Raw genomic sequence first — 25,802 nt, 5'->3', positions numbered from 1 at the left:
AGCCACTGACGGCATCGCTTGAATGCGCGGCCGGAAGCCGACGGGACGTTTGCGAACCTGCCAACCCATGAGCTGGAAGATGCGCTGCACGGTGTTCTTATTGAACCCCAGCAGATACGCGACGGTACGGTAACCGAACGACGGCGACTCTTCGATCATCGCCTTGATCGGCTCCGCGAAGCGGGCCTGGACCTTCGGCTCTGCCTTGACTGGCCGGTAATACACGCTGCGACGCGGTACGTTAAACCACCGGCACAGCTTCGAGATCGAGACGGTAATGCCGTCAGCCTGCAGTCCCTGGCGGATCATCTCGATCACTTGTCGTCCTCGCCCAGCAGGGACTGCAATTTTTTTCTTGCGCGCAACTCCAGCATGGCTTCGCCGTACGCTTCCTGCAGGTCCTTGATCTGCCGCTCGTACTGATCTTTCAGGTCCAGCGGGTTGGCCCGCAGCGCATTCTCCATGCCGCGCTTGCCGTCATCCACCCAACCCTCGACCTCGGAGGGCGACAGGTCATAGGCGCGGCTGGCCTCTGCCACTGTCGTCTTGCCCTGAATGATGTCCAGCACCAACGCGCTCTTGCGCTTGGCCGTCCACCGCTTGATGTCTTCTTCCATCTTCGTGCTCATCGTCTTTTCTTCCATTGTGACGTGAGCAGGTTTTCACTGGGTCATTACAGCCAAGCATTGCATTTCTATGATTTCCTCCGGTCCAGTGATCGTATTCGTATACAAATAAGTCGAACCATCACGGAAGTAAACGGTAATTGAGCCTTGCTCGATTTCGTATCCGATCACTCCGGATTCCCCACTAAGATTCTTGTAGTCTTTCATAGCGTCTCCTATCCTCGAATTTCGAACCCGCTACTGAAATTTCCACTACTGTTCGAAAAAACGCGACAGATCATCTTCACGCGGATCGCCCCATCTGCAACGTATACCGACACCCCACTCGGTAATTGCTGCACCCCCAAAACGCCCCACCCTTCCCATTCCGCGCCACCAGCTTCACCCCACAAGCCGGGCACGACGGCGTGCGGTAATCCCCCTCAAACACCTTCGCCAGCAGCGCGGCCTGTTTGTCTTCGGCCAGCGCGCGGATACGCTCAAGCACCGCCGGCCCATCCAATAGCTGGATACCGGCAAGCTCGGAAAACTCCTGCACCGGGTTGCCGACATAACCCGACAAAGACCAGAACACGCCCCGCTTGACCTTGTGCGCCAGCATGGAGCCGCCCAGCGCCCGCACCTGCTCCACCTTCACGGGCTTGGACCACGCCTTGCACTGGACCACCGCCACGGGCGCGTCCTGGCCGGCCTTGTACAGCGTGGCGTCAATGCCGCCATCCGGGCCGTTCTGCACGGTCTTCACGGCAAACCCCATCTGCTCGTAGTACTGCACGCACAGCAGCTCGAACCGCTTCCACTCAAGCGACTGGATGGCCTCCAGCGTCCAGCTTTGAGGCGTGGCGGGTTCTGCCGGCGTGGCGGCTTGTGGGAGCGTGGGGGTATTGCGAGTCGGATTGGGCGGGTTGGGCGGGTTGCTGCCCGCTGCGTTGCTCGCGGGCTGGGGCGGCGCCTTCCGCGGGCGGGACCGCCCAGTCGGTTCCGTGCGCGGGGGACCGAGCCGGGCATCGGCCTGCCGGCTGCGCTCCCGTAGGTACGACAGCACGGCAAAGAAGCCGAGCAGCAGCGCGGGCATCCAGGCCAGCCCGCGCGCCAGCATCCCGACGCCGCTCAACAGCGGGTTGGCGCTAAACGCCGCCGGGAGGATGTTGTGAAAAATCAGGTAACTGGCCGCCGCGCCAATGGCCAGCATCCACCACGGCAGCGCCAACAGCACGTCGCTGGTGGATGCTTGTTTTCTCCTCCGCCCCATTTACCGCCCCCGGCCGAATGCTTTTTAGATATTTAGGACTAGGCGTTTTCTCTGATAATCCGCTTCAAATCAGGGCGCTGTTTTTAATGGGAAACAGCATAGGCGATGCGTCGGGATTGCGCTGCCCCCGTCGGTGGGGTTTTTGGAGGTTTTTTGGGCGGGGGTTGGATAAAGATCGAAGCCTGGCGCCAGATTTATATTTGGTAAAAATCTGAATTAAAAATAACTCATGTGCGGGGCACGAGCGGCGCCGGGTTGCCGGTAAGCGCTGTTGTGCGGCGGCCTTTGGCTACACGGCGGTTGGCTCTTACTCCCGCAAAAACTGTCGGGCGCGATGCGGCACCTATTGCGCAGAAGATGCCGGCGCGAAGCTCGTGCTGTGCGGCCACACCCATATGCCACGCGCGATAAAGCTGGTGGATGGCCGCTTTATCGTCAACACGGGCAGCGTCGGCCTACAGGCTTACAGCGATGCCTATCCGTTTGCCCACACGATTGAAACCGGCAGCCCGCATGCGCGCTATGCCATCGTGACTGAACAGGAAGGTGAATGAACTGCCGAGTTCCGTGCGGTTGAATACGCGTGGAACGATGCAGCGGCGATTGCGGAGCAGCGGGGCCGGCCGGATTGGGCGGTTGCGCTGCGCACTGGCAAGGTGGAGCCCCGGGGCTAGGGGTGCTCAAAGGCCTAATGAAACCGTTGCCCGCGATGCCAAGATGTCGCGCGAGCAGAATGGGCGCATGTCGCGGGGTGACGTGTCACCCGACAAACTTATAATGTCGCCCGGCTACCCACCAACGCCGCCACCGCCTGCCGCGCACAAAACTTGCGCCGCAGCTGCAGTGGCGCTACTGGCCCGCTACACCATTCGGCCAAGCCCTTTTGCCCAACGCCATGCCCTACCGCTTCCGTCCGTTGTCCGTTTTGTGCGCTGCTGCCAGCATCGCTGCCGCTTTGGCTGCGTGCAGCTCTGCGCCCACGCCGCTCTATCAGCAGGAGCAGTTCGATGCGACGGCAAGCCCCTACGCGCGCACCTTCCACGCCAAGTCCGACGCGACGTGCGAGGCGGCGCGCCGGGCGCTGCTGAGTCAGGGGTATGTGTCGAGTTCGCCGCGCCCGGACACGATCGATGGCAGCAAGAACTTCCAGCCGAGCAACGATTCGCACGTGGTGATCTCGTTCCACGTGGTGTGCGCAGAGGCCAATGCAGACGGCACGTCCAGCACGGCCTATGTGAACGCGGTGCAAGACCGCTACACGCTCAAGAAGACGAGCACGTCGGCAAGCGTGGGGTTGAGCATCCTGGGCTCGGTGTCGCTGCCCATCGGCTCGGGAGACGATTCGATGGTGAAGGTGGCCAGCGAGACGATTCCGGCTGGGGTGTTTTACGAGCGCTACTTCAACCTGGTCGACCACTTCCTGAAGATCGACCCCGCCCGCAAGGACCACAAGGTGGCCAAGGCGGCGGAGAAGGAACACGTGGCCCCGCTGCCCGAACCCGCGCCTACGCCGCAAGGCGAGCCCATGAAGATGACGACGCCCGTGGTGCCCACGCCAGCCGCGCCGCCTGTGCCGGTGGCGGCGCCGGCTTCGGCTCCGGCGGCTACGCCGGCACCGAAGGCGCCTGCTGAAGCTGCACCGGCATCGGCGCCTGCGGTGACTACGCCGCCTGCGCCTGCACCCGCAGCAGCACCGAACCCGGCACCTGCGTCCGAACCCGCCAGTTCGACAACGGGTGGGGCGAGCTGAGAGGCTCTACCAAAAGAACAAAGCCGCCTTTGGGGCGGCTTTTTTGTTGGGGCGTCGTATTAGACGTCGTCTGGCATCTGCAGGGTTTCGGGGCTCGAATTTACCTCCACCGGCTCAGGCTTACCCGCCTTGAGTTTTTGGGAGAGTCGCCTTGCCTTCGCGTTCTGCGGCAAGCGCATCCATTCCTTCTTTCAGTTCAGCAAACAGGTCTCGTTTCATGGGCACGCACTATACGTTCATTGCCTAGAGTTCCAAATGCGTAAATGCTGTTTTGGCGGCATTCATTGAACACTCAACGCGGGCGTCAAACCTACGAGAATCAGTACCCGTCGCAAGCGTAGGAATGTGAGTGCGTGCAAGCCACGGCAGTGGCAAAGGCATCCACGTCACATCACGGGCGCGCAACCTGTGGACCGCCTCGACCGCACATGCCGGCGCCCGCCCGGTGAGGAGACACGCATGGTCAGCAAGAACACGATCTGTCTGTGGTACGACCGCGATGCGCTGGACGCGGCCAACTTCTACGCCCAGACTTTCCCAGACAGCAACGTCACCGCCGTGCACCGCGCGCCGGGCAACTACCCCGCCGGCCAGGAGGGCGACGTGCTGACGGTGGAGTTCACCGTGGCGGGCATTCCGTGCCTGGGGCTGAACGGCGGCCCGCAGTTCAAGCACAGCGAGGCGTTCTCGTTCCAGATTGCCACCGATGACCAGGCCGAGACCGATCGGCTGTGGAACGCCATCGTCAGCAACGGCGGACAGGAAAGCGCCTGCGGCTGGTGCAAGGACAAGTGGGGCCTGTCGTGGCAGATCACGCCGCGCGCGCTCACTGCGGCCTATACCGATCCGGACCACGCAGCGGCCAAGCGCGCCTTCGACGCGATGATGACGATGCGCAAGATCGACATCGCGGCGATTGAGGCGGCGCGGCGGGGGTGACGTTGCCGGGTGCTGAAACCGGAGCAGCGACGCTGCGTGCGGCGCTGTTCCGGGCTGGGTTTTCTACGCCGCCGGGCGCGACACCAACGCACGAAACCGATGCGCAAGCGTGTGATAGAACGACGGCGTCAGCGCCTTCGATACCTGGCTCGACAGCAACGCCACAGCCATGAGCGGCAAGACCATCTCGTGGCCGTCGATCATCTCCATCACGATCACAAACGACGTGATGGGCGACTGCGTGACCGCCGCCAGGTAGCCGACCATGCAGAGCGCGGCAAGACTGGGCAGCGGGATCGCCGATGTCACGAGCGACATGATGTTGCCAAGCCCCGCACCAATGGCCAGCGACGGCGCGAAGATGCCGCCCGGAATGCCGGACAGGTACGACGCGATCAGCGCGCAGAACTTGAGCACCGCGTAGAACGGGGAGAGCGCCTGATGGGTCTCCAGCAGGCCCCGCGCTTCTGCATAACCGCTGCCGAACGTGATGCCGCCTGACACAAGGCCAATCAGAGCAATGGCGACTCCGCAAAGGAAGGCGAACCACACCGGTTGCGCTTGCCGGAGGTCAACCAGCCGCGCAGGCATCCAGCGGGGTATGTTGAGCAGCAGCCAGCAGAACACGCCGCCCGCCACACCGCAGATGGCGCTGGCGGCAATCACCACAGGCACCAGCGCCAGATGAAATTGCCCAATGGCCTGGATGCGTCCGAAGTACAGATAGTTGCCCTGCAAGCCCAAAGCGACCACGCCGGAAAAAATGATGGCCGTGATGAGCGTGCCGCTGTTGCGGGCAACAAAGCTGCGCGTCAGTTCTTCAATGGCGAACACGACACCCGCCAGTGGCGTGTTGAACGCGGCAGCCAGCCCGGCCGCAGCGCCCGCAAGCGTGAGTTGCCGTTCGATATGCTTGCTGCTTCGACGATAGCCCCGCCGCATGGCGTACATGAGCGATGCGCCGATCTGCACCGTGGGCCCCTCACGGCCAATCGTAAAGCCGCAGAAGATGCCCAGGAACGAGACGACGATCTTGCCGAGCATGATGCGCAGGGAGAGCAGCGAACTGGAGAGCCGCCCATCCTCGAGCGTCGCAATCACCTGCGGAATGCCACTGCCCTCGGCACCGCGAAAGAACTGGCGCGTCAGCCAGATGGCCAGTGCCGCCCCCACCGGCGTGATGACGATCGGCAGCCAGAGCGCGTGCGACACCATGTTCCGGAAAAGCTCGAAGCCAACATCGATCAGCTTGGCGTAGGCGACGGACACGAGACCCACGAGAACGGCACCGAGCCAGAAGATGCCGTAGTTCGCCCAGAGTCTCCTGGCCCGACGCGCTGATCGATCTGCGATGTGGAGAGGAGAAAACATGATGCTGGGGATGTGGGGGTCGCGGAAGCGGAGATTATAGGACGGGGCGCAAGGCGGCTTCGTCGTGCGCCTTGATGACACGCAGCGTGATCCGACGCGGCTAACCTTGCGCCGGCCCGCAACGGAAGGCGTGGTCGACTGTGGCCAATCCACACAGGTGCCCGTGATAGAGTCGACCGCCCCCCATCCGTCATCGCGTAGCCCTATGTCGACATTCGCGCTTGTTCCCAAGCAAACGGCGTTGTTGGTCATGCACTACCAGACCGACATCATGGCGTTGTTCCCGTCGGTCGCGCCTGCGCTACTCGCCAACACCCGCAAGCTGTGCGACGCGGCGCGGGCCACGGGCATCAGCGTCTATTTTGCGAAGTTCCACTTCAGCCCCGGCTATCCGGAAGTCAGCCCGTTGAACAAGAACGGGCAAGGCGTCAAGCGGCTGGGGCTGTTCGTTGAAGACCGCATCTCGCCGGAACTCGGCCGGCAGCCCGATGAGTCGATCATCATCGCGCACCGCGCCAGCGTCTTCTACGGAACCGATCTGCAGGTGCGGCTCTCCGCCCGTGGCATCGATACCTTGATCATGGTGGGGGTTGCGTCAACGGGCGTGATGCTGTCTTCCATTGCGCATGCAAGCGATGCGGACTACCGCCTGTTCACCGTGAAGGACTGCTGCTACGACCCGGACCCGATCGTGCACGAGCACCTTTTTGCGACGGCGTTTGAATCGCGCACGACGGTGCTGTCGCTGGCGGATGCGCTATCGATGCTGGGTTGATCGCGACAGGTAGTCGGCACGCTCAGACGCTGACCACCTTGTTCTTGCCGGCGCGCTTGGCCTGATACATGCCGCGGTCGGCGCGTTGGATGGCTGCCATGGGCGGTTCGTTCTTACCGACTTCCGCCACCCCGGCAGAGAAGGTGATGAACAGCCGGGTGTCGCCCGCCGCGAAGAAGCGCTGCGTGAGCGCGCGCTGCAGGCGGACGATGGTCTGCACGCCCTCTTCCAGCAACGTGTCCGGCATCAGGATCACGAATTCCTCGCCGCCAAAGCGGGCGAGCGTGTCTTGCGGTCGCATCGATTCGCGGGCCACCTGGGCCAGGTGCGACAGCGCATCGTCACCAAAGCTGTGGCCGTGCGTATCGTTGATCGACTTGAAGTCGTCGATGTCCAGGAACGCGATGCAGAGTGCCGTGTTCTGGCGGGCCGCGCGGGCAACTTCGCGCTCCAGCGCCTCTTCCAGACCCTTGCGGTTGAGCGCGCCCGTCAGCAGATCGTGACGCGCCGACGCCGATGCCATGTCGAGCGCCTTGCGCAGTTGCGCCACCTCGGCGGCGGCCTCTTCGGCCTTGACCTTCATCGCCGACAGCACGTCGCGGTTGCGGGCCGACTCCAGCGACATCCAGCGGGTGGCCGACAGCGCATCCTGAATGGCCGGTGCAATCTCGGCGATGCTGTTGGCCGATTCAATCTTTTTGGCGCAGGCTTCCATCTGGCGGTGATGCTCGCCCGAGGTTTCAGCGGCAACGGACAGGCGCTCCATGAAGGCGGCCAGCAGCCGCTTCATTTCTTCCTGGGCTTCGATCGACTTCGACTTCAGCGAGCTTTGCTTCTGGATCACCTCCATGAGGCGGCGCCGCAGATCGTCCAGCCGGCGCAGGCTGACGGGGGCCTCGCTGGCCTTCATCAGGGCTTCGATCTGGCCGCGCAGCCAACGGTCGTCCAACGACAGCTCGGCGATGTTCTCAAACACCAGTTGCAGCAGGCTCAGCAGCGCCCGACGGATCTCGCTCTGATCTTCCGCCGCGAGTGAGAGCCGGTGGTTGAACGTCGAGAGCTTGCCGTTCAGGCTGCCAAGGCCTTCGAATTCGGACCGGCAGGCCCGGATCAGCGCCCAGGCCGCGGGGCCGATGCTGGCATCGTCTTCACCGAGCACTGGCAGACAGCATTCGACCGTGCGCGCAAGCTGCTCGCGCAACTCACGCACGAGCGCCATCCGCTCGGCATCCGGGGGGTCTGCGTCGGGCTTGTTGCCGGCGATTTCGTAATAGATCGAGGCGAAGTTGTCTGGCGTGGGCGCCAACCTGCGTGAGGCCAGCAGCTTGAGGGCGTGCCGGGCGGTCTCCGAGGGATTGTTTTCTGTCATTCCGAACTACAGGTTGGCGAGCGGGGTTGGAGCGCGATTTTCCACGGTTCCGGCCCAAGCGAAAAGCCGTCCAAAGGGTTATGTCGCCTTGCGCTGCACGAGTGGATTCCGCCAAATTCGGTGTCGCGGCAAGCATCCGCGCGAAGAGCTTCGCCCCGTCTGGAATGATTGCCACGGACGGCGTTTCGTCGCCCCGAGCATGCGCTGTCAGCAACTATGCGCTGCGCCGCGCGCTGCTTGTCAAAGCGTTTGGATATACCTCAGGAATGCCGGCGATTGGTCTCGAGCTCCATAGAACCGGATGACGCCCGACACGTCGCCGTACTGCTGCACCAGGCTTTCTGCAGCAGCACGAGCGCGCCGAACCCCCAGCACGTTCTTCAGGAAGCATTCCACCAGCGTGGGGTCAAAGTACCGGCCACTCTGGTCTGCCACCGCACCGACCGCGTCATCCTCCGACATCCCTTCGCGGTAAACGCGCGGCTCCAGCATGGCGTCAAACGCATCGGCAACGGCCACGATGCGCGCGGCAAGCGGGACGTCTTCCCCCGCGAGGCCGGCCGGATAGCCGCTGCCGTCGAAATGCTCGTGATGATGGCGCGCGACGCTGGCTGCCAACTGCAGGATCGGGTCGGCCGTCCCTGCAAGCAGGTCGGCACCGATGTTGGAGTGCCGTTGCATGATCTCGTGCTCTGCGTCGGTCAGGGCGGCGGGCTTGAGCAGGACGTCATCCGGAATGCCCAGCTTGCCGATGTCGTGCACGGGCGCCACAAGATAGATGTGCCGCTGTTCCGCGTCGTCCAGCTCCAAAACGTTTGCCAGATACGCCGCAACAGCGGCCGTCCGGACGAGATGGCCCAGGGCAGACGGATAGCGCGACCCGCCAGCAAGCGTGAGGCTGGCGAGAATGATGTGGGGGCAGCTTTGTTGTGCCATGGTGTTGACCTTCTTGGTCGCGCGCCTGTCGACACGCAATGAGGCTCGATGGAGGATTGCACGATAGTCATCGCGCCGGTCGACCGCAACCACCTACGCTGGTCAATTTTGATCTAGCCCATCTGCAACCGCCGCCACAACGTCGTCTTGCTGATCCCCAACGCGGCACATACGGCATCCCGATCGCCGCCGTGGGCGGCGTGGCTTACGTCACTGTGTCGAGCTTATCGACGGCGTCCGCATCGATCCACTTGCTCGCTTATTGACACTTAGCAGGCTAGCCCTTGCAACGCAATAATCAAAACATGAAGAACCAATAACGCCTCAAATGAGCAACAGAATAATTGAATTTTGCAAACAAAAATCCGCTTTTTCGACAGTGCACTATTATCGCCCCCACGCATTTCCGCATCAAACCAAACGATTAATAGGGGGACAAAATGTTCCAAAAGGGTGTTCGCGAATCAATGAACAGGGTTCCAGATTTATTGCAACCAATTCTCACGTGGCTCACTGGGAAACCACTCAAGGAATCAGAAAAATCATATTTCTTTCCAAAGACAGCGGATATTGCAATCACGCCGTTGATTGGCATTCTTGCCATTCAAATTCTCGCTTCACTTGCAGAATGGGATACCCCGGCCGCATGGCCTATTATCTTTGCGCTTTGGATCGTTCTAGTTGGAATTCTGCGCAAATTGCAGGTCACTCACTTGCACCACGCCATTCACAATCGTCTTTTTTACAGCACAGCACTAAATAATGTCTATGCCAAGCTGATTCCTTCGATCATTTTTGTACAAAATGGCCGAGAGTATAAGAAAGAACATCTTGCGCATCATAACGCAGATATTTTCACCACAAAGCAAGACGCGGATGCCGCATTCCTGGCGCAGCTTGGATTTATACCTGGCCGAACGAGGAAAGAGTTATGGCAAACGCTTTGGATCACCGTCCTTAGCCCCGCTTTCCACGCACTCTTCCTTCAAGCACGCCTGAAATCGATTCTGATCCAGAAGAAGAGTTATGAGCTCGCGCTGGCATGGACTATGGTTGGCGTGCATCTTGTGCTCGCCTTTCTGCTAGGTCTGAAGGCGTATCTGATTGCGGTGTTCATTCCCATGACGATTCTGTACCACATCAGCGCCCTGCTCCAGTTCCTAACCGAACACGCGTGGGATGTCGCAGGATCAGCCCCGACCGATTGGGACGCTTATGCAGCCCGTTGTTGGGGACGATTTTGCGGGGAGCTCTACCCCAAGCGGTCCGGCAACGGCCTGATTGGAACGCTGCGCCACACAGCACAAATTGCGATGTGGAGCGTGCGCATGTTAATTGTCCACGCACCTGTCCGGCTTGGGTGCCTTGTCTCGGACTTGCCCGCCCACGATTGGCATCACCTCGCACATCTTGCGGGTCAGAATTCCCGACATTGGCCGCGGAGCCTATACCTGCGTCAAGCCGCAATTGCCTGTGGCGACCGGCCCGGCTTTGCCAAACGGGAATTGTGGGGCATCTCGAACATGATCGAACATCAATTCCGCTGGCTTGAATCCGCACAGCCTGCCCCTTCAAGGTCGGCAGGCAAAACGCCGGCTACACACGCTGATCAACAACTTCTCGTCGCAGCTGAATAAGATGGCATACGCAGACAACACAAGTAAGACCGTGATCGTCGTGAACTCGGAGTTTCCTGGCCCTACGATCATCAATGCCGTCGCGCACGCCGTGCTGGGGCTCATAGGATCGAACAATCGGGACGCATGGAAGCTGTTGGCATATCCGAGCCCGGCCTTTTCGTCGGAAAGCCACATCAGCGAGTTTCCTGCCATCGTACTGCGAGCGAAACGCTCATCGGCCCTGGAGAAGTTGATTTGCGCCCTGCGCGACACAGGCATCCCGCACAACATCTTCATTGACTCCATGATCGGCGCCAGCGCTGAGAGTCAGCAGGCAGCAACGCTGGCTGCGACTCCTGAGCATAACAAGGTGATCTGCATTGCGCTGTTTGGCCGTGAAGAAGCGATTCGCCCGCTTATCAAGTCGTTCTCCCTGTACAAGGAATCGGAGACCTCCCGTGTCGCACCGGCGAAATGAGGGGCGCTCGGCCACGCAGGCATCTGACTGGGGCGTTCTTCTCCGACTGACCACAACAGTGGGGATGGCCTATTTGCCCACAGGATTTGCTTTTGGCGTCCTGGCCACGCAAGCGGGATTGTCACCCGCTGTAGTGATTGCAATGAGCGTCTTTATCTTTGCCGGCGCACTTCAATTTGCGGCGGTGCCGTTATTGAGTGTCGCCACGGGGCTCGGCACATTTGCCATGACCACGCTGCTGATCAACCTGCGCCATGTTCTCTACGCCATCCCGCTGATTGAGCACCTGCCTGCGCGGCCCTGGCACCGGGCCTATATCGTTGCAGCGCTAACCGACGAGAACTACTCCGTTCTTACTACCCTTCCCACAGATAAGCGGCAGCAATTCGCCATGGCAGTGACGTTGATCCATCACGTCTATTGGATCGCGGGAACCGCCCTTGGTGTGCTGCTCGGACAAAAGGTTGCGGATTGGATTCCCAACCTGGACTTCGCGCTGCCGTCACTGTTCACCATCCTCGCCATCGAACAGTACCTATCGCAGAGAAGATTGGCTCCGGCGCTGATAGGCGTACTGGCTTACTTTGCAGCGACGCGACTGGCGACGAACTATCTATTGATCACGGCCCTCGGATTCGGACTGGCGACGCTGTTGGCGCGCGCACTTGTCCGCGGTAACGCAGTGGAAGCATCCTGAAGGAGCGTCACGTAATGAGCAGTATTGAACAATGGATCGCAGTCGGCATCATGAGCGCACTGACGATCCTTCTCAGGGCATCGCCGTTGATGATCAACCGCGATGTGCTACGCAGCCGAGCGGTTACGCAACTCAATCGCGAATTACCGCTCTGCGTGATGGTCATCCTTGTTGCGAACGCGCTTGCAGGTAGCATGATGCCCAGCCAGCTTGGCGTGGAATTGATCGCGCTCTGTGGTGTTGCCTTGACCTATCTGATGTGGCGAAACTCGTTGCTCAGCGTTGTAGCTGGCATCGGCGGGCTGACGTTGCTTCGCTCCCTGCTTTGACACTCTGCATAGCGTCACGTTGACCGACGTGTCGCGGCGGTGCCGGTGGGCAGCGCTGGAGCGAGCGAATTACCGTATCGAAGCCACCTCTTGCAACCGCCGCCACAACGTCGTCTTGCTGATCCCCAACGCGGCACATACGGCATCCCGATCGCCGCCGTGGGCCGCCAGCGCTGCGCGTATCTCTTCTGCTTCAACGCCCCTGCTGCGCTCGCGCAGCGTCAATGCGGCCGGTTTGCCCGGCGTGGCGTGGGCAAACACTTCGGGTGCAATCAGCCGCAGCACGTCTTGCGTGACGGCGCTGGCGTCTTCGGTGTAAGCCAGTTCAACGGCAATCCGCTCGACCACGCTCTGCAGTTCGCGCACATTGCCGGCCCAGGCGTAGCGCCGCAGCGGCTCGGCAACACCGGCCAGCACGCGGGCAGCCTCTTCCGTGTCGGCAATGCGCAGCAGCAGGCGCGGATCGCGGCGCGCGGCCTGCACGAGCAGTTCAACAGCCAGGGGCATCACGTCGTCGGGGCGTTCGCGAAGTGGGGGCAGCGCGATGCTCAGGATATTGAGGCGGTAGTACAGGTCCGCGCGGAAGGTGCCGGCTTGCACGGCGTCCGTCAGCGCGCGATGCGTGGCGGCCACCACGCGAATATCGACGCGGGTGGGCTCGGTGGAACCCAGCCGCACCACCTCGCGCTCCTGCAATACGCGCAGCAGGCGGCTTTGCAGCGGCAGCGGCATCTCGCCGATTTCATCGAGAAACAGTGTGCCGCGGTGCGCGGCTTCAATCAGCCCCGTCTTGCCGCCCTTGCGCGCGCCGGTGAAGGCGCCCTCTTCGTAGCCGAACAGTTCGCTTTCCAGCAGCGCTTCGGGAAACGCGCCGCAGTTGATGGCGACGAATGGAAAATCGCGCCGCGCGCTGAGCTGATGCATCCCCTGCGCGACCATCTCCTTGCCCGTGCCGGATTCGCCCAGCACGAGCACGGTGGCGTCGGATTTGGCATAGCGGCGTATCAGCGTACGCACGCGTTCCATCGCCAGCGATTCGCCCACCAGGTCTTCGAGCCGATAGCGCGCGCTGAACTGCTGCGGGCGCTGGCGTGAGCGCAGCGTGCGGTCCAGCCGCTCCACCGCGCGGGATTCCTGGAAGGTGAACACCGTGCCTTCTGCGGCGCCGGTGCCGGTGCTCGTGAGCGGGCCACGGTGGATGACGTAGTTCACGCCCTGCACGGTGCCCAGCGTGTCGCCGTCGGTATCGGGCAGCAAGCCGAGCAGGTTGGGCGCAATGCTGAGCAGCGGTTGCCCGATGGCCTGCTTGGCCTCGATGCCCAACGCCGTGGCCAGCCGCTGGTTGATGGCCTCCACGCGACCCTGCGCATCCAGCGCGACCACACCGTCACGCAGATGCTGCAGCAGGTTGTCCAACCGCTGGCGGCGCAGGGTTTCGCGGCGCGTGGCCTGTACGACTTCCAGCGCGGTATCGAATGCCGCACGCACAGAGTCCCGCGAATACAGGAACACGGCGTTCATGCCCGCCTGCGTTGCCAGGTCCGTCACCAGACCGGGGCCAACCACCACACCCACGCCGCGGTCGCGCAGGTCCAGCACGCAACTCTCCGCGCCCTGGCGCGAGGTGTACGAGGCAAACACCACGTCCATGCCATAGGCGGCGACAAAGCGGCGCACCTCCTCGGGCGTGTCGCCGTGGGTGACGAGCGCCACCGATTCCGCGTCGCGCCGGGCGCGGGCCAGCGCATGCATCACGTCAAAGCCCGTCGGGTTGATGACGACCACCGGCTGCGACAGGCGCGGCTTCAGATAGGCGCCGTTGGAGCCGCCCGCCACCACCACGTCGGGCCGCTCGGCGCCAGCGGCGTCGATCTCGCGCACGATGTCTTCAAAGCCGCGTGTGATGACGCGCAGCTCGGCGCGGTCGTTGTACTCGGCGGCAATATCGAGGAAGAGATCGCTCAGGCGGCTGATGCCGCAAGCCCAGATGCGGGGGCGGTCGGTCAGGTCGGGTGCAGTGGGGCTCATGGTGCGGCGCGGCTAAAAAACGGCAGTCCCAGCATTATGCGCCGCGCATTTCCATATTGAAATCACATATTTCATCTTTGAAATGGTGTGCGCCCGGGCGGTAACGTCACATCCATACAAATCAAGGGGTTACGTCCACTCGATTGGGTGGCCCGCTTCCTGCTCTCTTAGGCCAATCTTTCTGGAGCCACACATGAGCACAACCCATCGACACCCCACCAGCGCCGGCGCCAAGTTCCGTGCTGCCGTGGCCGAATCCCAACCGCTGCAAGTGGTGGGCGCCATTACCGCCTACGCTGCCAAGATGGCCGAGCAGACCGGCTTCAAGGCCGTGTACCTGTCGGGCGGCGGCGTGGCGGCCAACTCGCTGGGCATTCCGGACCTGGGCATCAGCACGATGGAAGACGTGCTGATCGACGCCCGCCGCATCACCGACGCCGTGCAGATTCCGTTGATGGTCGACATCGACACCGGCTGGGGCGGCGCCTTCAACATTGCGCGCACCATTCGCTCGTTCATCAAGGCGGGTGTGGCCGCCGTGCACCTGGAAGACCAGGTTGGCCAGAAACGCTGCGGTCATCGCCCCGGCAAGGAAGTCGTTTCCACCGACGAAATGGTCGACCGCGTGAAGGCCGCCGTGGATGCCCGCACCGATGACGATTTCGTCATCATGGCCCGCACCGATGCCGCCGCCTCCGAAGGCATCGACGCCGCCATCGAGCGCGCCGTCGCCTACGTGGAAGCGGGCGCCGACATGATCTTTCCGGAAGCCATGAAGACGCTGGACGACTACCGCCGCTTCAAGGCCGCTGTAAAAGTGCCCATCCTGGCCAACCTGACCGAGTTCGGCAGCACGCCGCTCTTTACCACCGACGAACTGCGCAGCGCCAACGTGGACATTGCGCTGTACTGCTGCGGCGCCTATCGCGCAATGAACGCAGCGGCGCTCAACTTCTATCAAACGGTGATGCGTGACGGCACGCAGAAGGCGGCTGTGGAAACCATGCAGTCGCGCGCCGATCTATACCAATATCTCGGCTACCACGCGTACGAAGACAAGCTCGACGCGCTGTTTGCCGCACAGAAATAACGCCTACAGACTCAACGCATCCAAGGAGACCACCACCATGAGCGAAGCCGATAACAGCACGCCGAACGCCGGCGCTTTCAAGCCGAAGAAATCCGTGGCCCTGTCGGGCGTGACGGCCGGCAATACCGCCCTGTGTACCGTTGGCCGCACCGGAAATGACCTGCACTATCGCGGCTACGACATCCTCGACCTGGCCGGGGCGTGCGAGTTTGAAGAAGTCGCCCACCTGCTGGTGCACGGCAAGCTGCCCAACAAGGCGGAACTTGCTGCCTACAAGGCCAAGCTGAAGGCATTGCGCGGCCTGCCCGCTAACGTGAAGGCCGCCCTGGAATGGGTGCCCGCCTCCGCCCACCCGATGGACGTGATGCGCACCGGTGTGTCGGTGCTGGGCACCGTGCTGCCCGAAAAGGACGACCACGCCACCCCCGGCGCACGCGACATCGCGGACCGCCTGATGGCATCGCTGGGCTCGATGCTGCTGTACTGGTACCACTACAGCCACAACGGCAAGCGCATCGAAGTCGAAACCGACGACGACTCCATCGGCGGCCACTTCCTGCACCTGCTGCATGGCGTTGAACCGTCGCAGTCGTGGGTCGATGCCATGCACGTCTCGCTCAACCTGTATGCCGAGCACGAGTTCAACGCATCGACGTTTACCGGCCGCGTGATTGCGGGCACGGGCTCGGACATCTACTCGGCCATCACCGGCGCGATCGGCGCACTGCGCGGCCCGAAGCACGGCGGCGCCAATGAAGTCGCCTTCGAAATCCAGAAGCGCTACGACACCCCGGACGAGGCCGAAGCCGACATCCGCCGCCGCGTGGAAGCCAAGGAAGTCGTGATCGGCTTCGGCCACCCGGTGTACACCGTGTCCGACCCGCGCAACAAGGTCATCAAGGAAGTGGCGCGCAAGCTGTCGAAGGAAGCCAGCAACACCAAGATGTTCGACATTGCCGAGCGCCTGGAAACCGTGATGTGGGACATCAAGAAGATGTTCCCCAACCTGGACTGGTTCAGCGCCGTGTCGTACCACATGATGGGCGTGCCGACCGCGATGTTCACCCCGCTGTTCGTGATCGCGCGGACGTCCGGCTGGGCCGCGCACATCATCGAGCAACGCATCGACAACAAGATCATCCGCCCGAGCGCCAACTACACCGGCCCCGACGACCTGAAGTTCGTACCGATCGGCAAACGCCCGTAAGAGAACGCCACCGCACGCACTCAGACGGTTGGCCTTTGACGTTCCTGCCCTATGCGGCGCCTTGAATTTTTGTTGCAAGGAGGAAAAAAGAAGGGGGACTGTCTGAGCGCAGCGAGTTTTCCCCTTCTCCTCCTTGCGACATAAATTCAAGGAGGGGTCGCCGCATCGGGCGCGCCTTTCTTTGCTTACTTTCTTTGGCAAGACAAAGAAAGTGAGTCAGCCCCGGCAGGGGATGAAACAAGGGATGTACCACTACCATGAACACCACCCACCGCAAACCGCTCCCCGGCACAAAGCTCGATTACTTCGACGCACGTGAGGCTGTGGAAGCCATCCAACCGGGCGCCTACGACAAGCTCCCCTACACCTCCCGCGTCCTCGCCGAGAATCTGGTCCGCCGCTGCGACCCGACCACGCTCACCGACTCGCTCAAGCAACTCATCGAGCGCAAACGCGATCTGGACTTCCCCTGGTTCCCGGCGCGCGTGGTCTGCCACGACATCCTGGGCCAAACCGCGCTGGTCGACCTCGCCGGCCTGCGCGACGCCATTGCAGACCAGGGCGGCGACCCCGCCAAGGTCAACCCGGTGGTGCCCGTGCAGTTGATCGTCGACCACTCGCTGGCCGTGGAATGCGGCGGCTTCGACCCGGATGCCTTCGCCAAGAACCGCGCCATTGAAGACCGCCGCAACGAAGACCGCTTTCACTTCATCGACTGGACCAAGCTCGCGTTCAAGAACGTCGACGTGATCCCGGCGGGCAACGGCATCATGCACCAGATCAACCTGGAGAAGATGTCGCCCGTCATCCAGGCGCACGACGGCGTGGCCTACCCCGACACCTGCGTCGGCACCGACAGCCACACGCCGCACGTGGATGCGCTGGGCGTGATCGCCATCGGCGTGGGTGGCCTGGAAGCCGAAAACGTGATGCTCGGCCGCGCCTCGTGGATGCGCCTGCCGGACATCGTCGGCGTGGAGCTGACCGGCCAGCGCCAGCCCGGCATCACCGCCACCGACATCGTGCTGGCGCTGACCGAATTCCTGCGCAAGCAGAAGGTGGTGGGCGCCTACCTCGAGTTTTACGGCGAAGGCGCTTCCAAGCTGACGCTGGGCGACCGCGCCACCATTTCCAACATGGCCCCCGAGTACGGCGCCACCGCGGCAATGTTCTCGATTGACGACAACACGCTCGACTACCTGCGCCTGACCGGCCGCACCGACGAACAGGTCAAGCTGGTGGAGACGTATGCCAAGACCGCAGGCCTGTGGTCCGACACGCTCAAGAACGCCGAATACGAACGCGTGCTGCGCTTCGATCTGTCGAGCGTAGTGCGCAACATGGCCGGCCCGTCCAACCCGCACGCGCGTGTGGCAACGACCGACCTGGCCGCCAAGGGCATCGCCGGCAAGTGGGAAGAGACGCCGGGCCAGATGCCCGATGGCGCGGTCATCATCGCCGCCATCACGAGCTGCACCAACACCAGCAACCCGCGCAACGTGATTGCCGCAGCGCTGCTGGCGCGCAATGCCAATCGCCTGGGCCTGACCCGCAAGCCGTGGGTGAAAAGCTCGCTGGCGCCGGGCTCCAAGGCCGTGGAGCTGTATCTGGAAGAAGCCGGCCTGAAGCACGAACTGGAGAAGCTGGGCTTCGGCATCGTTGCGTTTGCGTGCACGACCTGCAACGGCATGAGCGGTGCGCTGGACCCGAAGATCCAGCAAGAGATCATCGACCGCGACCTGTACGCCACCGCCGTGTTGTCGGGCAACCGCAACTTCGACGGCCGCATCCACCCGTATGCCAAGCAGGCGTTCCTCGCCTCGCCGCCGCTGGTGGTGGCCTACGCGATTGCCGGCACCGTGCGTTTCGACATCGAGCGTGACAGCTTCGGCACCGATGCCAACGGCAAGCCCATTCTGCTCAAAGACCTGTGGCCGACCGACGAAGAGATCGACGCCATCGTGCGCGCCTCGGTCAAGCCGGAGCAGTTCCGCAAGGTGTACATCCCGATGTTCGAGCAGCGCAGCGCATCCGTTGCCAACGTGAGCCCGCTGTACAACTGGCGCCCGCAGAGCACCTACATCCGCCGCCCGCCATACTGGGAAGGCGCGCTGGCCGGTGAGCGCACGCTCAAGGGCTTGCGCCCGCTGGCGGTGCTTGGCGACAACATCACGACCGATCACCTCTCGCCGTCCAACGCCATTCTGGCCAGCAGCGCCGCCGGTGAATACCTCGCCAAGATGGGCCTGCCGGAAGAGGACTTCAACTCGTACGCCACGCACCGCGGCGATCACCTGACCGCCCAGCGCGCGACGTTTGCCAACCCGACGCTCATCAACGAAATGGCCGTGGTGGACGGCGCGGTGAAGAAGGGCTCGCTGGCACGCATCGAGCCCGAAGGCAAGGTGACGCGCATGTGGGAAGCGATCGAAACCTACATGGACCGCAAGCAACCGCTGATCGTGATTGCCGGTGCCGACTACGGCCAGGGCAGCTCGCGCGACTGGGCCGCCAAGGGCGTGCGGCTGGCCGGCGTGGAGGCCATCGTGGCCGAAGGCTTCGAGCGCATCCACCGCACGAACCTGATCGGCATGGGCGTGTTGCCGCTGGAGTTCAAGCCCGGCACCACGCGCCTGACGCTCGGCATTGACGGCACCGAAACCTTTGACGTGATCGGCGAGCGCAAACCGCGCACCGACCTCACGCTCGTCATCCACCGCAAGAACGGCGAACGCGTGGAAGTGCCCGTCACGTGCCGCCTGGACAGCGATGAGGAAGTCTCGATCTACGAAGCCGGCGGTGTGCTGCAGCGATTTGCGCAGGACTTCCTGGAATCGAACAAGGAGGCCGCATGAGCCACCCCGCACAGGTGAAGATTCCCGCGACCTACATGCGTGGCGGCACCAGCAAGGGCGTCTTCTTCCGTCTGCAGGACCTGCCGCCGGCAGCGCAGCAGCCCGGCGCTGCTCGTGACGCCTTGCTCATGCGCGTGATTGGCAGCCCCGACCCGTACGGCAAGCAGATCGACGGCATGGGCGGCGCCACGTCGAGCACCAGCAAGACGGTCATCCTCAGCAAGAGCACGCGCCCGGATCATGACGTGGACTACCTGTTCGGTCAGGTCTCCATCGACAAGCCGTTTGTCGACTGGTCGGGCAACTGCGGCAACCTCTCCGCAGCGGTCGGGCCGTTCGCCATCAGCAACGGCTTGGTCGATGCAAGCCGTGTGCCGCAGAACGGCACCGCCATCGTGCGCATCTGGCAGGCCAACATCGGCAAGACCATCATTGCGCACGTGCCCATCACCAACGGCGCGGTGCAGGAGACGGGCGACTTTGAACTGGATGGCGTGACCTTTCCGGCGGCGGAAGTGCAGCTCGAATTCCTCGACCCGGCTGCCGAGGAGGAAGGTGACGGCGGCGGTGCGATGTTCCCCACCGGCAACCTCGTCGACGACCTGGAGGTGCCCGGCGTGGGCACGCTCAAGGCGACGATGATCAACGCGGGCATCCCGACGATCTTCATCAACGCAGAGGCCATCGGCTACACAGGCACCGAGCTGCAGGACGCCATCAACGGCGATGCGAAGGCGCTGGCGATGTTCGAGACCATTCGCGCGCACGGCGCCGTGCGCATGGGGCTGATCAAGAGCATTGAAGAAGCCGCCACGCGCCAGCACACGCCCAAGGTGGCGTTCGTCGCGCCGCCGAAGGACTACGTGGCATCGAGCGGCAAGAAAGTCGGCGCAGGCGATGTGGACTTGCTGGTGCGTGCGTTGTCGATGGGCAAGCTGCACCACGCGATGATGGGCACGGCAGCGGTGGCCATCGGCACGGCGGCGGCCATTCCTGGCACGCTCGTCAACCTGGCGGCAGGCGGCGGAGAACGTGGCGCGGTGCGCTTCGGGCATCCGTCGGGCACGCTGCGCGTGGGCGCGGAAGCCAAGCTCGTTGACGGCGAATGGACCGTCACCAAGGCCATCATGAGCCGCAGCGCGCGCGTGTTGATGGAAGGCTGGGTGCGCGTGCCGGGCTGAAGGCTGACCACGCATGCAAAGCAAAACCGCCGCATCCGGCTGACGGCTGGATGCGGCGGTTTCTTTTTTCTCTCGGAACTCAGGTTGCGCCGGTGTTCTTCAGGCCGAGCACCTCGATCGACGCAATCTCGGGCGGCGAGGCCAGCAGCTCGGCCGCGTTGGCCATGAGCGCCTTGGCGATCGGGCCGTCCAGATGCGCTTGGCGGTCTTCCTCACTGGCAAAGGCATCGAAGATGCCGAATACGTTGGGCGCAAGGCGCAGCGCAAACCAGATCGGGGTGGTGGTTTCCTGGTTGGCCATTTGCAGGCCGGCCGAAAGAAAATCGGCCACTGCCTGTTCCTTGCCCGGTTTGGCAATGAGTCGGGCGAACAATGCGTACTGGATCATTGAAGTCTCCTGATACGCGCGGAAGAGCGCGCGGTCAGGCGTACTGTATGCCGAAAGCAGCGGGCCGCGTCATACGAACACGCGTACGAGCCGTTGCGCACGCGGCGGAAATGGCTCGATGACGGGCCAAGCGCACAGGCCGGCCCGCCATGTTGCATCCGCTCAGTGGTGCAACGCGCCGCCTACTGTGGTCAGTGCGCCACCCACAGCGCCCGTGACGGGCGCAAGCGGCGTCGCAGCCCCGGTGGACGTGAGCGAAGTGCCGACGCTGGTGACGAGCGAGCCGACCGGCGCGGTCGCACCCCCTGCCGTCGTACCGCCGCCGGCTGCACCGCCCAAGGCACCCGTCACACCCCCCAGCGGATTGCTGCCGCCTCCCACGCCGCCCAGTGCGCCGGTGATCGGTGCCAGCGGGTTGGCCGCCGTTGCGCCGCCCGGCGTGGAGGTCACCCCGCCCAGCGCGGCCACCGTGTTGCCGGTGGCCGTGACCACACCGCCCAAACCGGAGACGACCGGCGCGTTGGTCGCCGTCAGTGACGTGCCCACATTCGCTACGCCGCCGCCCACCGTCTGCAGCAGGTTGGTTGCCGGAGCGCCCAGGCCTGTCGTGTTACCCAGCGTCTGCGTAGCGGTGGTCACCTGCGAAGTGAGCGGTACCACAGCGGAACTGAGTTGCTGCGTGACCTGCTCTACCGGCCCGGTCGACAGCGCCGTGCCGAGCGTACCGCCCGCGCCGGCCACCGCTTGCCCGACCTGCGAAACCGCGCCACCCACCGGTGACGTGACCGGCGAAAGCGGCTGCAGCGGCCCCGACCCGAGACTGCTGACGAGCGCACCCGTGGCATCGACGGTGTTGCCCACTTGCGTCACCACGTTGCCAGTGCTCGATACCGTGGTGCCGATCGGATTCGGGTTGGTACCGATGCTGCCCAGGCCCGACTGCACGCCGGTGCCCAGAGCCGACACCGTATTGCCTACGTTGTCGACCACATTGCCCAGCGCCGATGCCCCCGGTAGATTGCTGCCGCCGATGGTAGAGCCGAGACCGCTGACGGCATTGCCCGTGGCCGTCAGCACGCCGCCGCCCTTGTTCGCCACGTCGCCGGTGGGCGTGGTGGACGCGGTAGTCGTCGTGCCACCCGAACCGTTGGAACCGGAGCCACCGCCATTGTTGGCCGAACTTCCGCCGCTCCCAGTAGTGCCGCTCATATCGCCCGAGCCCGAACTGGCGCAACCGCCCAGCACAAGCAGGCCGGCCAAGGCCGCCGAAACCAGGGTCCCTCGTTGCAATGTCTTCATGTCTGCCTCCCGTTTCAAATATGCGCTTGATAATGCGCGCAGCCCCGCCCTACTCGGTGTTTTATCGGTGCATCCCACGATTAACCTGCTGGCACGTTCAAGTTCAGTCTATTAACCGAGTCGAAGGCAATTGCAAACATTGTCAAACGCCGAAAACCTCGTCATGACGCCAATCTGCATCAGAAGATGCCCGCCGGACGCGGTGTCACCATGACGCAAAGGTTCGCGCGCTGACGCGCTCGGACGATTATGTTTGAAGGTTTTGCTCTAAATTACCCAAAATGGGTTAAATCCATGACCCGGTGTTATCTCGAAGCCATTCGAAAAACCGGCAGGCGCGGCATTGAAAGCCCTGGGGCGCGCTGCGGCAGCGCGATGCTTTGCGCAATGCCGATCACGCAGCATCACAAGTGAATGACCGGAGCGCTCGATCAACCGCGTGGGCGCCCGCTTTTTGGGGCGCGATGTTTAAGCCGATCAACCGCTGCGCCGCGTCAGCCGAGCCGGACTTGCGTCACGGCTTCGCGCCATTGCGTGAACCGCTGGGCACGCGCCTGCGCATCGCCATCGTCGCGCCCGTAACGCAAGGCGACATAGCCTGCGGCGGCATTGCGCAATGCCTGCGCCGCTTGCGGAAACTGCGCGGCAGCGCGCTCGGCGTAGGCCATCGGGCCCTCCGCCGGCCCACGCGTGCAGCCATGCCGCGCCAGCCGATCACACAGGCGCTGCCACTGGGCCTGCACGGGGTCCGGCTTGGGCTTGCGCTGCTGCCAGAGGAGCGGCAGCGCAGCGAGCAGGAACAAACCCGACACGCCCCACAGCACCGCGCGCGGGTCCGCCGCATCGAGCCCCAGCCACGCGAACAGGCGCGCCTGGCGGTTGCGGTCATAGCCGAGCACCCAGCTGTTCCAGCCGCTGATCAGGCCATCCAGCCCCCACCGCACGCTGCGCAGCCAGCCGGGTTCTTCTGCGCGGCGCGAGCGGAATTCACTCGCGGGCACGGCGGCGGCCAGGCCACGTTCGACGCGTTGCGGCGCGACGGCGGCGGTGGGGTCCACGCGCACCCAGCCGCGCCCGTCGAGCCACACCTCAGCCCAGGCATGTGCATCGGACTGGCGCACGATGATGTCGCCGCTCACGGCGTTCTCCTCACCGCCGAGGTAGCCCACCACCACACGCGCCGGCACGCCCGCCGCACGCATCAGGAAGACGAAGCTGCCCGCGTAGTGCTCGCAGAAACCGCGGTGCGTGCGGAAGAGGAAATCGTCGATCTGCTGATCCTGCAGCGGTTCCGGCTCAAGCGTGTAGGCAAACGGTGCGCTGCCAAACAGCTTGAGTGCGGCAGATACGCGCTCTGCAGGCGGCAGCGCTGCCCATTGCGCTGCCAGCGCACGCGCCTGGCCGTTGCCCGGCGGCAACGCCAGCGCCATCTGCTGCGTGAGCGGGTCGAGCGGGCGGGCGTCGTCGGCGCGATTGCGCTCCGGCAACCGCGAGCGCGCGTGATACCGCACACGCTGGTCGACCGGTTGCGTGCTGATGAATTCGCCGTCGATGCTGCGGCCGGTGCCGTCGCGCGCCTCGATCGACTGGCCGCGATCGAGCGCAAACAGCCAGCGCTGGCGCGTCGGTTCCAGCGTAATGTTGTAGTCGAACACGCCGGGCGCACCGCCGGTTGCGTCCGCAGAATTGGGTACGCTTTCAGCTGCGGGACGTTGCCGCATCGACGCGGCCGTCCATGTCTGGCCATCGAAACGCCACAGCACCATGCCGCGCCAGTAGAGCGTGTCGAGCGGTGGCGGCGCGCCGACAAAATCGACGCGGAAGGCAAGCTCATCTGAGAGGATCAACTGGCCGACGGAGCCGGGCGCCATGCGGTCCGACAGGCCGCTGACGGCGGTGTCGGCAGTTTGCGGCAGGCGCCACAGGGGATGATCCAGCCGCGGGAACAGCAGGAACAGCACCGCCGCGCACGGCAAACCCATGAGCACCAGGCGCGCCAGCACTCGCGCCGGCGACACGCGCGCAAGCGCCTGCGGATGCAGCAGCAACAGCCAGTTGCGCAACAGCAGCGCCACGGTTGCCAGCATGGTGGCGGCCAGCCACGGCGGCTGGTCGAACAGCACCTGCGAGAGCAGCAGGAAACAGCACAACTGCGTAACCAGCACGCCGTTGCGCACCGTGTGCGATTCCATCAGCTTGAGCACGAGAAACGCACCAAGCAGCGCCACCGACAAGTCCCGCCCGATGTTTCCGCCGGTGCGCATGGCGAGTGCCAGCGTCACGACAAGCGTGGCGACGCCCGTCAGCCCCAACACCCATTTGCCAGGTAACGGCGCGCGCCGTACCCACAACAGCGCGCGCCAGAGCAGCAGCACGCCGAACACGGCGCAGGTCACCAGCGGCAGCGCACGCAGCAGCGGCGCGAGCACGACGGCAAGCTGAGCGATCAGCCAGCCATGCTCGCGATGGGTCAGCGCACGGGCGGAGCCAAAGGCGGCCGCTTCGGTGCCGATGGTGGCAGTGGTCATGTGACTTCGCCTTCGGCTTCCGGCATCGCCGGCCTACCCCACAACGCCAAGGCACGCAAACACGCATCCCGATGCGCGACACCGCGTGCCGGGCCGATGACAACGCCAGGCAGGCTCAGCGTGTACTCGGGCTCATCGCCGGCGGGCGCGTGCTCGGCTGCCAGCACCCAGGCGCACAGGCGCGACAGGCGTTGTTCAACGTTCATCGACGGTGGCAGCGCTTCCCACGCGAGCACACATTGCGCGTGGCGCACTTGCTGGCCGGTGCGGCTCATCCATGTGTCGAGCCGCGCGCTGTGCTTCCACGCAATGCTGCGCAGTGCGTCGCCGGGGCGGTAAGTGCGCAACTGGTCGGCGGCTTCTTCGACGTGGGTGCGGGCGGCGCGCGTGTCGTCTTCGTCGCCAGGGTCGGGCGCAAAGCTCGCCGGCAGCGGCGGAGCGGAGGGCTCCGGCGCGGGATAGACGAGCAAGGTCAGCGGCGCATCGGCATAGCTCCACGCGCGAAACAGGCCAAGCGGAAAACACGTCGACACCGTCAGGCGCGGCACCTTGAACCAGCCGCGCGGCTGATCGGCGAAAGACAGCGCAGCCACGATGGCGTCCTGCGCGTCGAGCGATGTTTCCACCGCGGCGGCTTGCGCGGCGCTCACATCCACACCCACGCGCGCCCACGGGGTGACGTTGGCCAACGCCACGCCCACATTCAACGCATGGCCGGCAAATACGGCTTCGCCCGCCGCGCCGCGCACTTCCAGATCCACGAGGTTGCGATGCGTCTGCCACATGGCGGACGCGCCCACGCCGGCCAGCACGAAGGTCAGCAGAAAACCCAGGCTTACGTTGTAGTTGAGCGAGGTGAGCAGCATCACGACCAGCAGCAGCGCAAAGCCGCCGCCGGCCGCGGTGGGCAGGATGTAGACGTGATTGCGGTCCAGGCGGATGCGGCCTTCGCGTGGCGTGCGCGGCCGCTGCAGAGAGCGTTGCACGCGTGCCCGTGCAAAGCGCACGCCGGGCAGCATTGCCAGGCCGGCACCGAGCAGACGCAACGGCGCGAGCAGCAGAGAACTCAATCGCGCCATGGCGCT

Annotated in this window: 22 protein-coding genes and 3 pseudogenes; 12 read left to right on the top strand and 13 right to left on the bottom strand. The window is 63.7% G+C overall.

The features are described from left to right. The 4 genes and pseudogenes from CFE42_RS08720 to CFE42_RS08705 form a co-directional block, all read right to left on the bottom strand. Positions 1 to 309: pseudogene (locus CFE42_RS08720) on the bottom strand (IS3 family transposase); the annotation flags it as partial. A 5-nt stretch (positions 310 to 314) separates the two neighbouring features. Continuing rightward, entirely contained in the window at positions 315 to 629 is a 315-nt protein-coding gene (locus CFE42_RS08715) for a DUF1153 domain-containing protein (RefSeq protein ID WP_004637757.1), read from the bottom strand. A gap of 33 nt (positions 630 to 662) precedes the next feature. Next, entirely contained in the window at positions 663 to 833 is a 171-nt protein-coding gene (locus tag CFE42_RS08710; protein WP_251471178.1) for a hypothetical protein, read from the bottom strand. A gap of 76 nt (positions 834 to 909) precedes the next feature. Continuing rightward, on the bottom strand, positions 910 to 1,842 hold the full coding sequence (locus CFE42_RS08705) for a restriction endonuclease (RefSeq protein ID WP_296157315.1): 933 nt from the start codon (positions 1,840 to 1,842) through the stop codon (positions 910 to 912). 386 nt (positions 1,843 to 2,228) lie between these two features. Between CFE42_RS08705 and CFE42_RS08700 the strand changes: the two are divergent. The 3 genes and pseudogenes from CFE42_RS08700 to CFE42_RS08690 all read left to right on the top strand — a co-directional run. Beyond that, positions 2,229 to 2,552: pseudogene (locus tag CFE42_RS08700) on the top strand (metallophosphoesterase); the annotation flags it as partial. A gap of 221 nt (positions 2,553 to 2,773) precedes the next feature. Beyond that, on the top strand, positions 2,774 to 3,628 hold the full coding sequence (locus CFE42_RS08695; RefSeq protein ID WP_004632242.1) for a DUF2242 domain-containing protein: 855 nt from the start codon (positions 2,774 to 2,776) through the stop codon (positions 3,626 to 3,628). 459 nt (positions 3,629 to 4,087) lie between these two features. Then, positions 4,088 to 4,567 carry a VOC family protein gene (locus tag CFE42_RS08690; RefSeq protein ID WP_004632246.1) on the top strand — a complete coding sequence of 160 codons (480 nt, stop codon included), beginning with the start codon at positions 4,088 to 4,090 and terminating at the stop codon, positions 4,565 to 4,567. Between the two features lie 63 nt (positions 4,568 to 4,630). Here CFE42_RS08690 and CFE42_RS08685 read toward each other — a convergent pair whose 3' ends face one another. Beyond that, positions 4,631 to 5,938, bottom strand: coding sequence for a chloride channel protein (locus tag CFE42_RS08685; RefSeq protein WP_004632249.1), 1,308 nt, complete (start codon positions 5,936 to 5,938; stop codon positions 4,631 to 4,633). A gap of 205 nt (positions 5,939 to 6,143) precedes the next feature. Here CFE42_RS08685 and CFE42_RS08680 point away from each other — a divergent pair, with 205 nt between their 5' ends. Further along, positions 6,144 to 6,713, top strand: a complete 570-nt coding sequence (locus CFE42_RS08680) for an isochorismatase family cysteine hydrolase (RefSeq protein ID WP_037044441.1) — start codon at positions 6,144 to 6,146, stop codon at positions 6,711 to 6,713. Between the two features lie 22 nt (positions 6,714 to 6,735). Here CFE42_RS08680 and CFE42_RS08675 read toward each other — a convergent pair whose 3' ends face one another. The 3 genes and pseudogenes from CFE42_RS08675 to CFE42_RS23915 all read right to left on the bottom strand — a co-directional run. Then, positions 6,736 to 8,082, bottom strand: a complete 1,347-nt coding sequence (locus tag CFE42_RS08675; protein WP_004632252.1) for a GGDEF domain-containing protein — start codon at positions 8,080 to 8,082, stop codon at positions 6,736 to 6,738. A gap of 240 nt (positions 8,083 to 8,322) precedes the next feature. Beyond that, positions 8,323 to 9,018, bottom strand: a complete 696-nt coding sequence (locus tag CFE42_RS08670; protein ID WP_004632254.1) for an HD domain-containing phosphohydrolase — start codon at positions 9,016 to 9,018, stop codon at positions 8,323 to 8,325. A 113-nt stretch (positions 9,019 to 9,131) separates the two neighbouring features. After that, positions 9,132 to 9,206, bottom strand: a pseudogene (locus CFE42_RS23915) (hypothetical protein); the annotation flags it as partial. 252 nt (positions 9,207 to 9,458) lie between these two features. On the opposite strand from CFE42_RS23915, the gene CFE42_RS08665 reads away from it, so the two are divergent. The 4 genes from CFE42_RS08665 to CFE42_RS08650 all read left to right on the top strand — a co-directional run bounded on the left by CFE42_RS08665 (position 9,459) and on the right by CFE42_RS08650 (position 12,141). Continuing rightward, entirely contained in the window at positions 9,459 to 10,655 is a 1,197-nt protein-coding gene (locus CFE42_RS08665) for a fatty acid desaturase (protein ID WP_004632257.1), read from the top strand. A gap of 1 nt (position 10,656) precedes the next feature. Then, positions 10,657 to 11,115 (top strand): DUF2000 family protein, encoded by a 459-nt coding sequence (locus CFE42_RS08660; RefSeq protein ID WP_004632260.1) that lies wholly within the window; start codon positions 10,657 to 10,659, stop codon positions 11,113 to 11,115. A gap of 64 nt (positions 11,116 to 11,179) precedes the next feature. Then, positions 11,180 to 11,812 carry an AzlC family ABC transporter permease gene (locus CFE42_RS08655; RefSeq protein WP_238563814.1) on the top strand — a complete coding sequence of 211 codons (633 nt, stop codon included), beginning with the start codon at positions 11,180 to 11,182 and terminating at the stop codon, positions 11,810 to 11,812. 14 nt (positions 11,813 to 11,826) lie between these two features. Further along, a complete protein-coding gene (locus CFE42_RS08650) occupies positions 11,827 to 12,141 on the top strand; it encodes an AzlD domain-containing protein (protein WP_004632265.1) in 315 nt (104 codons plus the stop codon). 69 nt (positions 12,142 to 12,210) lie between these two features. Here the strand turns inward: CFE42_RS08650 and prpR are convergent, their stop codons facing one another. Continuing rightward, the gene (gene prpR, locus CFE42_RS08645) at positions 12,211 to 14,169 is read right to left on the bottom strand and encodes a propionate catabolism operon regulatory protein PrpR (RefSeq protein WP_004632267.1); all 1,959 of its coding nucleotides are present in this window, start codon (positions 14,167 to 14,169) and stop codon (positions 12,211 to 12,213) included. A 193-nt stretch (positions 14,170 to 14,362) separates the two neighbouring features. Here prpR and prpB point away from each other — a divergent pair, with 193 nt between their 5' ends. The 4 genes from prpB to prpF all read left to right on the top strand — a co-directional run bounded on the left by prpB (position 14,363) and on the right by prpF (position 20,502). Further along, on the top strand, positions 14,363 to 15,259 hold the full coding sequence (gene prpB, locus CFE42_RS08640; RefSeq protein ID WP_004632269.1) for a methylisocitrate lyase: 897 nt from the start codon (positions 14,363 to 14,365) through the stop codon (positions 15,257 to 15,259). 37 nt (positions 15,260 to 15,296) lie between these two features. Continuing rightward, positions 15,297 to 16,466 carry a 2-methylcitrate synthase gene (gene prpC / locus CFE42_RS08635; RefSeq protein ID WP_004632271.1) on the top strand — a complete coding sequence of 390 codons (1,170 nt, stop codon included), beginning with the start codon at positions 15,297 to 15,299 and terminating at the stop codon, positions 16,464 to 16,466. A 257-nt stretch (positions 16,467 to 16,723) separates the two neighbouring features. After that, complete coding sequence (gene acnD, locus CFE42_RS08630) at positions 16,724 to 19,321, top strand: Fe/S-dependent 2-methylisocitrate dehydratase AcnD (protein ID WP_004632273.1); 2,598 nt, start codon at positions 16,724 to 16,726, stop codon at positions 19,319 to 19,321. Next, the gene (prpF, locus tag CFE42_RS08625; RefSeq protein WP_004632274.1) at positions 19,318 to 20,502 is read left to right on the top strand and encodes a 2-methylaconitate cis-trans isomerase PrpF; all 1,185 of its coding nucleotides are present in this window, start codon (positions 19,318 to 19,320) and stop codon (positions 20,500 to 20,502) included. Before acnD ends, prpF begins: the two co-directional genes overlap by 4 nt. A 79-nt stretch (positions 20,503 to 20,581) precedes the next feature. On the opposite strand, the gene CFE42_RS08620 is transcribed toward prpF, so the two are convergent. The 4 genes from CFE42_RS08620 to CFE42_RS08605 form a co-directional block, all read right to left on the bottom strand. After that, positions 20,582 to 20,890: a hypothetical protein gene (locus CFE42_RS08620; RefSeq protein WP_004632276.1), complete on the bottom strand. Its 309-nt coding sequence runs from the start codon at positions 20,888 to 20,890 to the stop codon at positions 20,582 to 20,584. Positions 20,891 to 21,052: 162 nt separating this feature from the next. Then, positions 21,053 to 22,189 carry a collagen-like triple helix repeat-containing protein gene (locus CFE42_RS08615; RefSeq protein ID WP_004632278.1) on the bottom strand — a complete coding sequence of 379 codons (1,137 nt, stop codon included), beginning with the start codon at positions 22,187 to 22,189 and terminating at the stop codon, positions 21,053 to 21,055. 494 nt (positions 22,190 to 22,683) lie between these two features. Then, positions 22,684 to 24,717: a DUF3488 and DUF4129 domain-containing transglutaminase family protein gene (locus tag CFE42_RS08610; protein ID WP_004632280.1), complete on the bottom strand. Its 2,034-nt coding sequence runs from the start codon at positions 24,715 to 24,717 to the stop codon at positions 22,684 to 22,686. After that, positions 24,714 to 25,796, bottom strand: a complete 1,083-nt coding sequence (locus CFE42_RS08605; RefSeq protein WP_004632281.1) for a DUF58 domain-containing protein — start codon at positions 25,794 to 25,796, stop codon at positions 24,714 to 24,716. Before CFE42_RS08605 ends, CFE42_RS08610 begins: the two co-directional genes overlap by 4 nt. Positions 25,797 to 25,802 lie beyond the last annotated feature (6 nt).

The organism is Ralstonia sp. PBBBR1, assembly GCF_002256165.1.
Lineage (GTDB): Bacteria > Pseudomonadota > Gammaproteobacteria > Burkholderiales > Burkholderiaceae > Ralstonia > Ralstonia thomasii.
The sequence above is the reverse complement of the archived record's forward strand: the minus strand, read 5'-3'. Positions and strand labels throughout refer to the sequence as shown.

What these genes read in the sequence shown, in the direction of transcription:
- CFE42_RS08715 (WP_004637757.1), bottom strand. Translation starts at nt 629, where the DNA reads ATGAGCACGAAGATGGAAGAAGACATCAAGCGGTGGACGGCCAAGCGC.
- CFE42_RS08710 (WP_251471178.1), bottom strand. Translation starts at nt 833, where the DNA reads ATGAAAGACTACAAGAATCTTAGTGGGGAATCCGGAGTGATCGGATAC.
- CFE42_RS08695 (WP_004632242.1), top strand. Translation starts at nt 2,774, where the DNA reads ATGCCCTACCGCTTCCGTCCGTTGTCCGTTTTGTGCGCTGCTGCCAGC.
- CFE42_RS08690 (WP_004632246.1), top strand. Translation starts at nt 4,088, where the DNA reads ATGGTCAGCAAGAACACGATCTGTCTGTGGTACGACCGCGATGCGCTG.
- CFE42_RS08685 (WP_004632249.1), bottom strand. Translation starts at nt 5,938, where the DNA reads ATGTTTTCTCCTCTCCACATCGCAGATCGATCAGCGCGTCGGGCCAGG.
- CFE42_RS08680 (WP_037044441.1), top strand. Translation starts at nt 6,144, where the DNA reads ATGTCGACATTCGCGCTTGTTCCCAAGCAAACGGCGTTGTTGGTCATG.
- CFE42_RS08675 (WP_004632252.1), bottom strand. Translation starts at nt 8,082, where the DNA reads ATGACAGAAAACAATCCCTCGGAGACCGCCCGGCACGCCCTCAAGCTG.
- CFE42_RS08670 (WP_004632254.1), bottom strand. Translation starts at nt 9,018, where the DNA reads ATGGCACAACAAAGCTGCCCCCACATCATTCTCGCCAGCCTCACGCTT.
- CFE42_RS08665 (WP_004632257.1), top strand. Translation starts at nt 9,459, where the DNA reads ATGTTCCAAAAGGGTGTTCGCGAATCAATGAACAGGGTTCCAGATTTA.
- CFE42_RS08660 (WP_004632260.1), top strand. Translation starts at nt 10,657, where the DNA reads ATGGCATACGCAGACAACACAAGTAAGACCGTGATCGTCGTGAACTCG.
- CFE42_RS08655 (WP_238563814.1), top strand. Translation starts at nt 11,180, where the DNA reads ATGGCCTATTTGCCCACAGGATTTGCTTTTGGCGTCCTGGCCACGCAA.
- CFE42_RS08650 (WP_004632265.1), top strand. Translation starts at nt 11,827, where the DNA reads ATGAGCAGTATTGAACAATGGATCGCAGTCGGCATCATGAGCGCACTG.
- prpR (WP_004632267.1), bottom strand. Translation starts at nt 14,169, where the DNA reads ATGAGCCCCACTGCACCCGACCTGACCGACCGCCCCCGCATCTGGGCT.
- prpB (WP_004632269.1), top strand. Translation starts at nt 14,363, where the DNA reads ATGAGCACAACCCATCGACACCCCACCAGCGCCGGCGCCAAGTTCCGT.
- prpC (WP_004632271.1), top strand. Translation starts at nt 15,297, where the DNA reads ATGAGCGAAGCCGATAACAGCACGCCGAACGCCGGCGCTTTCAAGCCG.
- acnD (WP_004632273.1), top strand. Translation starts at nt 16,724, where the DNA reads ATGAACACCACCCACCGCAAACCGCTCCCCGGCACAAAGCTCGATTAC.
- prpF (WP_004632274.1), top strand. Translation starts at nt 19,318, where the DNA reads ATGAGCCACCCCGCACAGGTGAAGATTCCCGCGACCTACATGCGTGGC.
- CFE42_RS08620 (WP_004632276.1), bottom strand. Translation starts at nt 20,890, where the DNA reads ATGATCCAGTACGCATTGTTCGCCCGACTCATTGCCAAACCGGGCAAG.
- CFE42_RS08615 (WP_004632278.1), bottom strand. Translation starts at nt 22,189, where the DNA reads ATGAAGACATTGCAACGAGGGACCCTGGTTTCGGCGGCCTTGGCCGGC.
- CFE42_RS08610 (WP_004632280.1), bottom strand. Translation starts at nt 24,717, where the DNA reads ATGACCACTGCCACCATCGGCACCGAAGCGGCCGCCTTTGGCTCCGCC.
- CFE42_RS08605 (WP_004632281.1), bottom strand. Translation starts at nt 25,796, where the DNA reads ATGGCGCGATTGAGTTCTCTGCTGCTCGCGCCGTTGCGTCTGCTCGGT.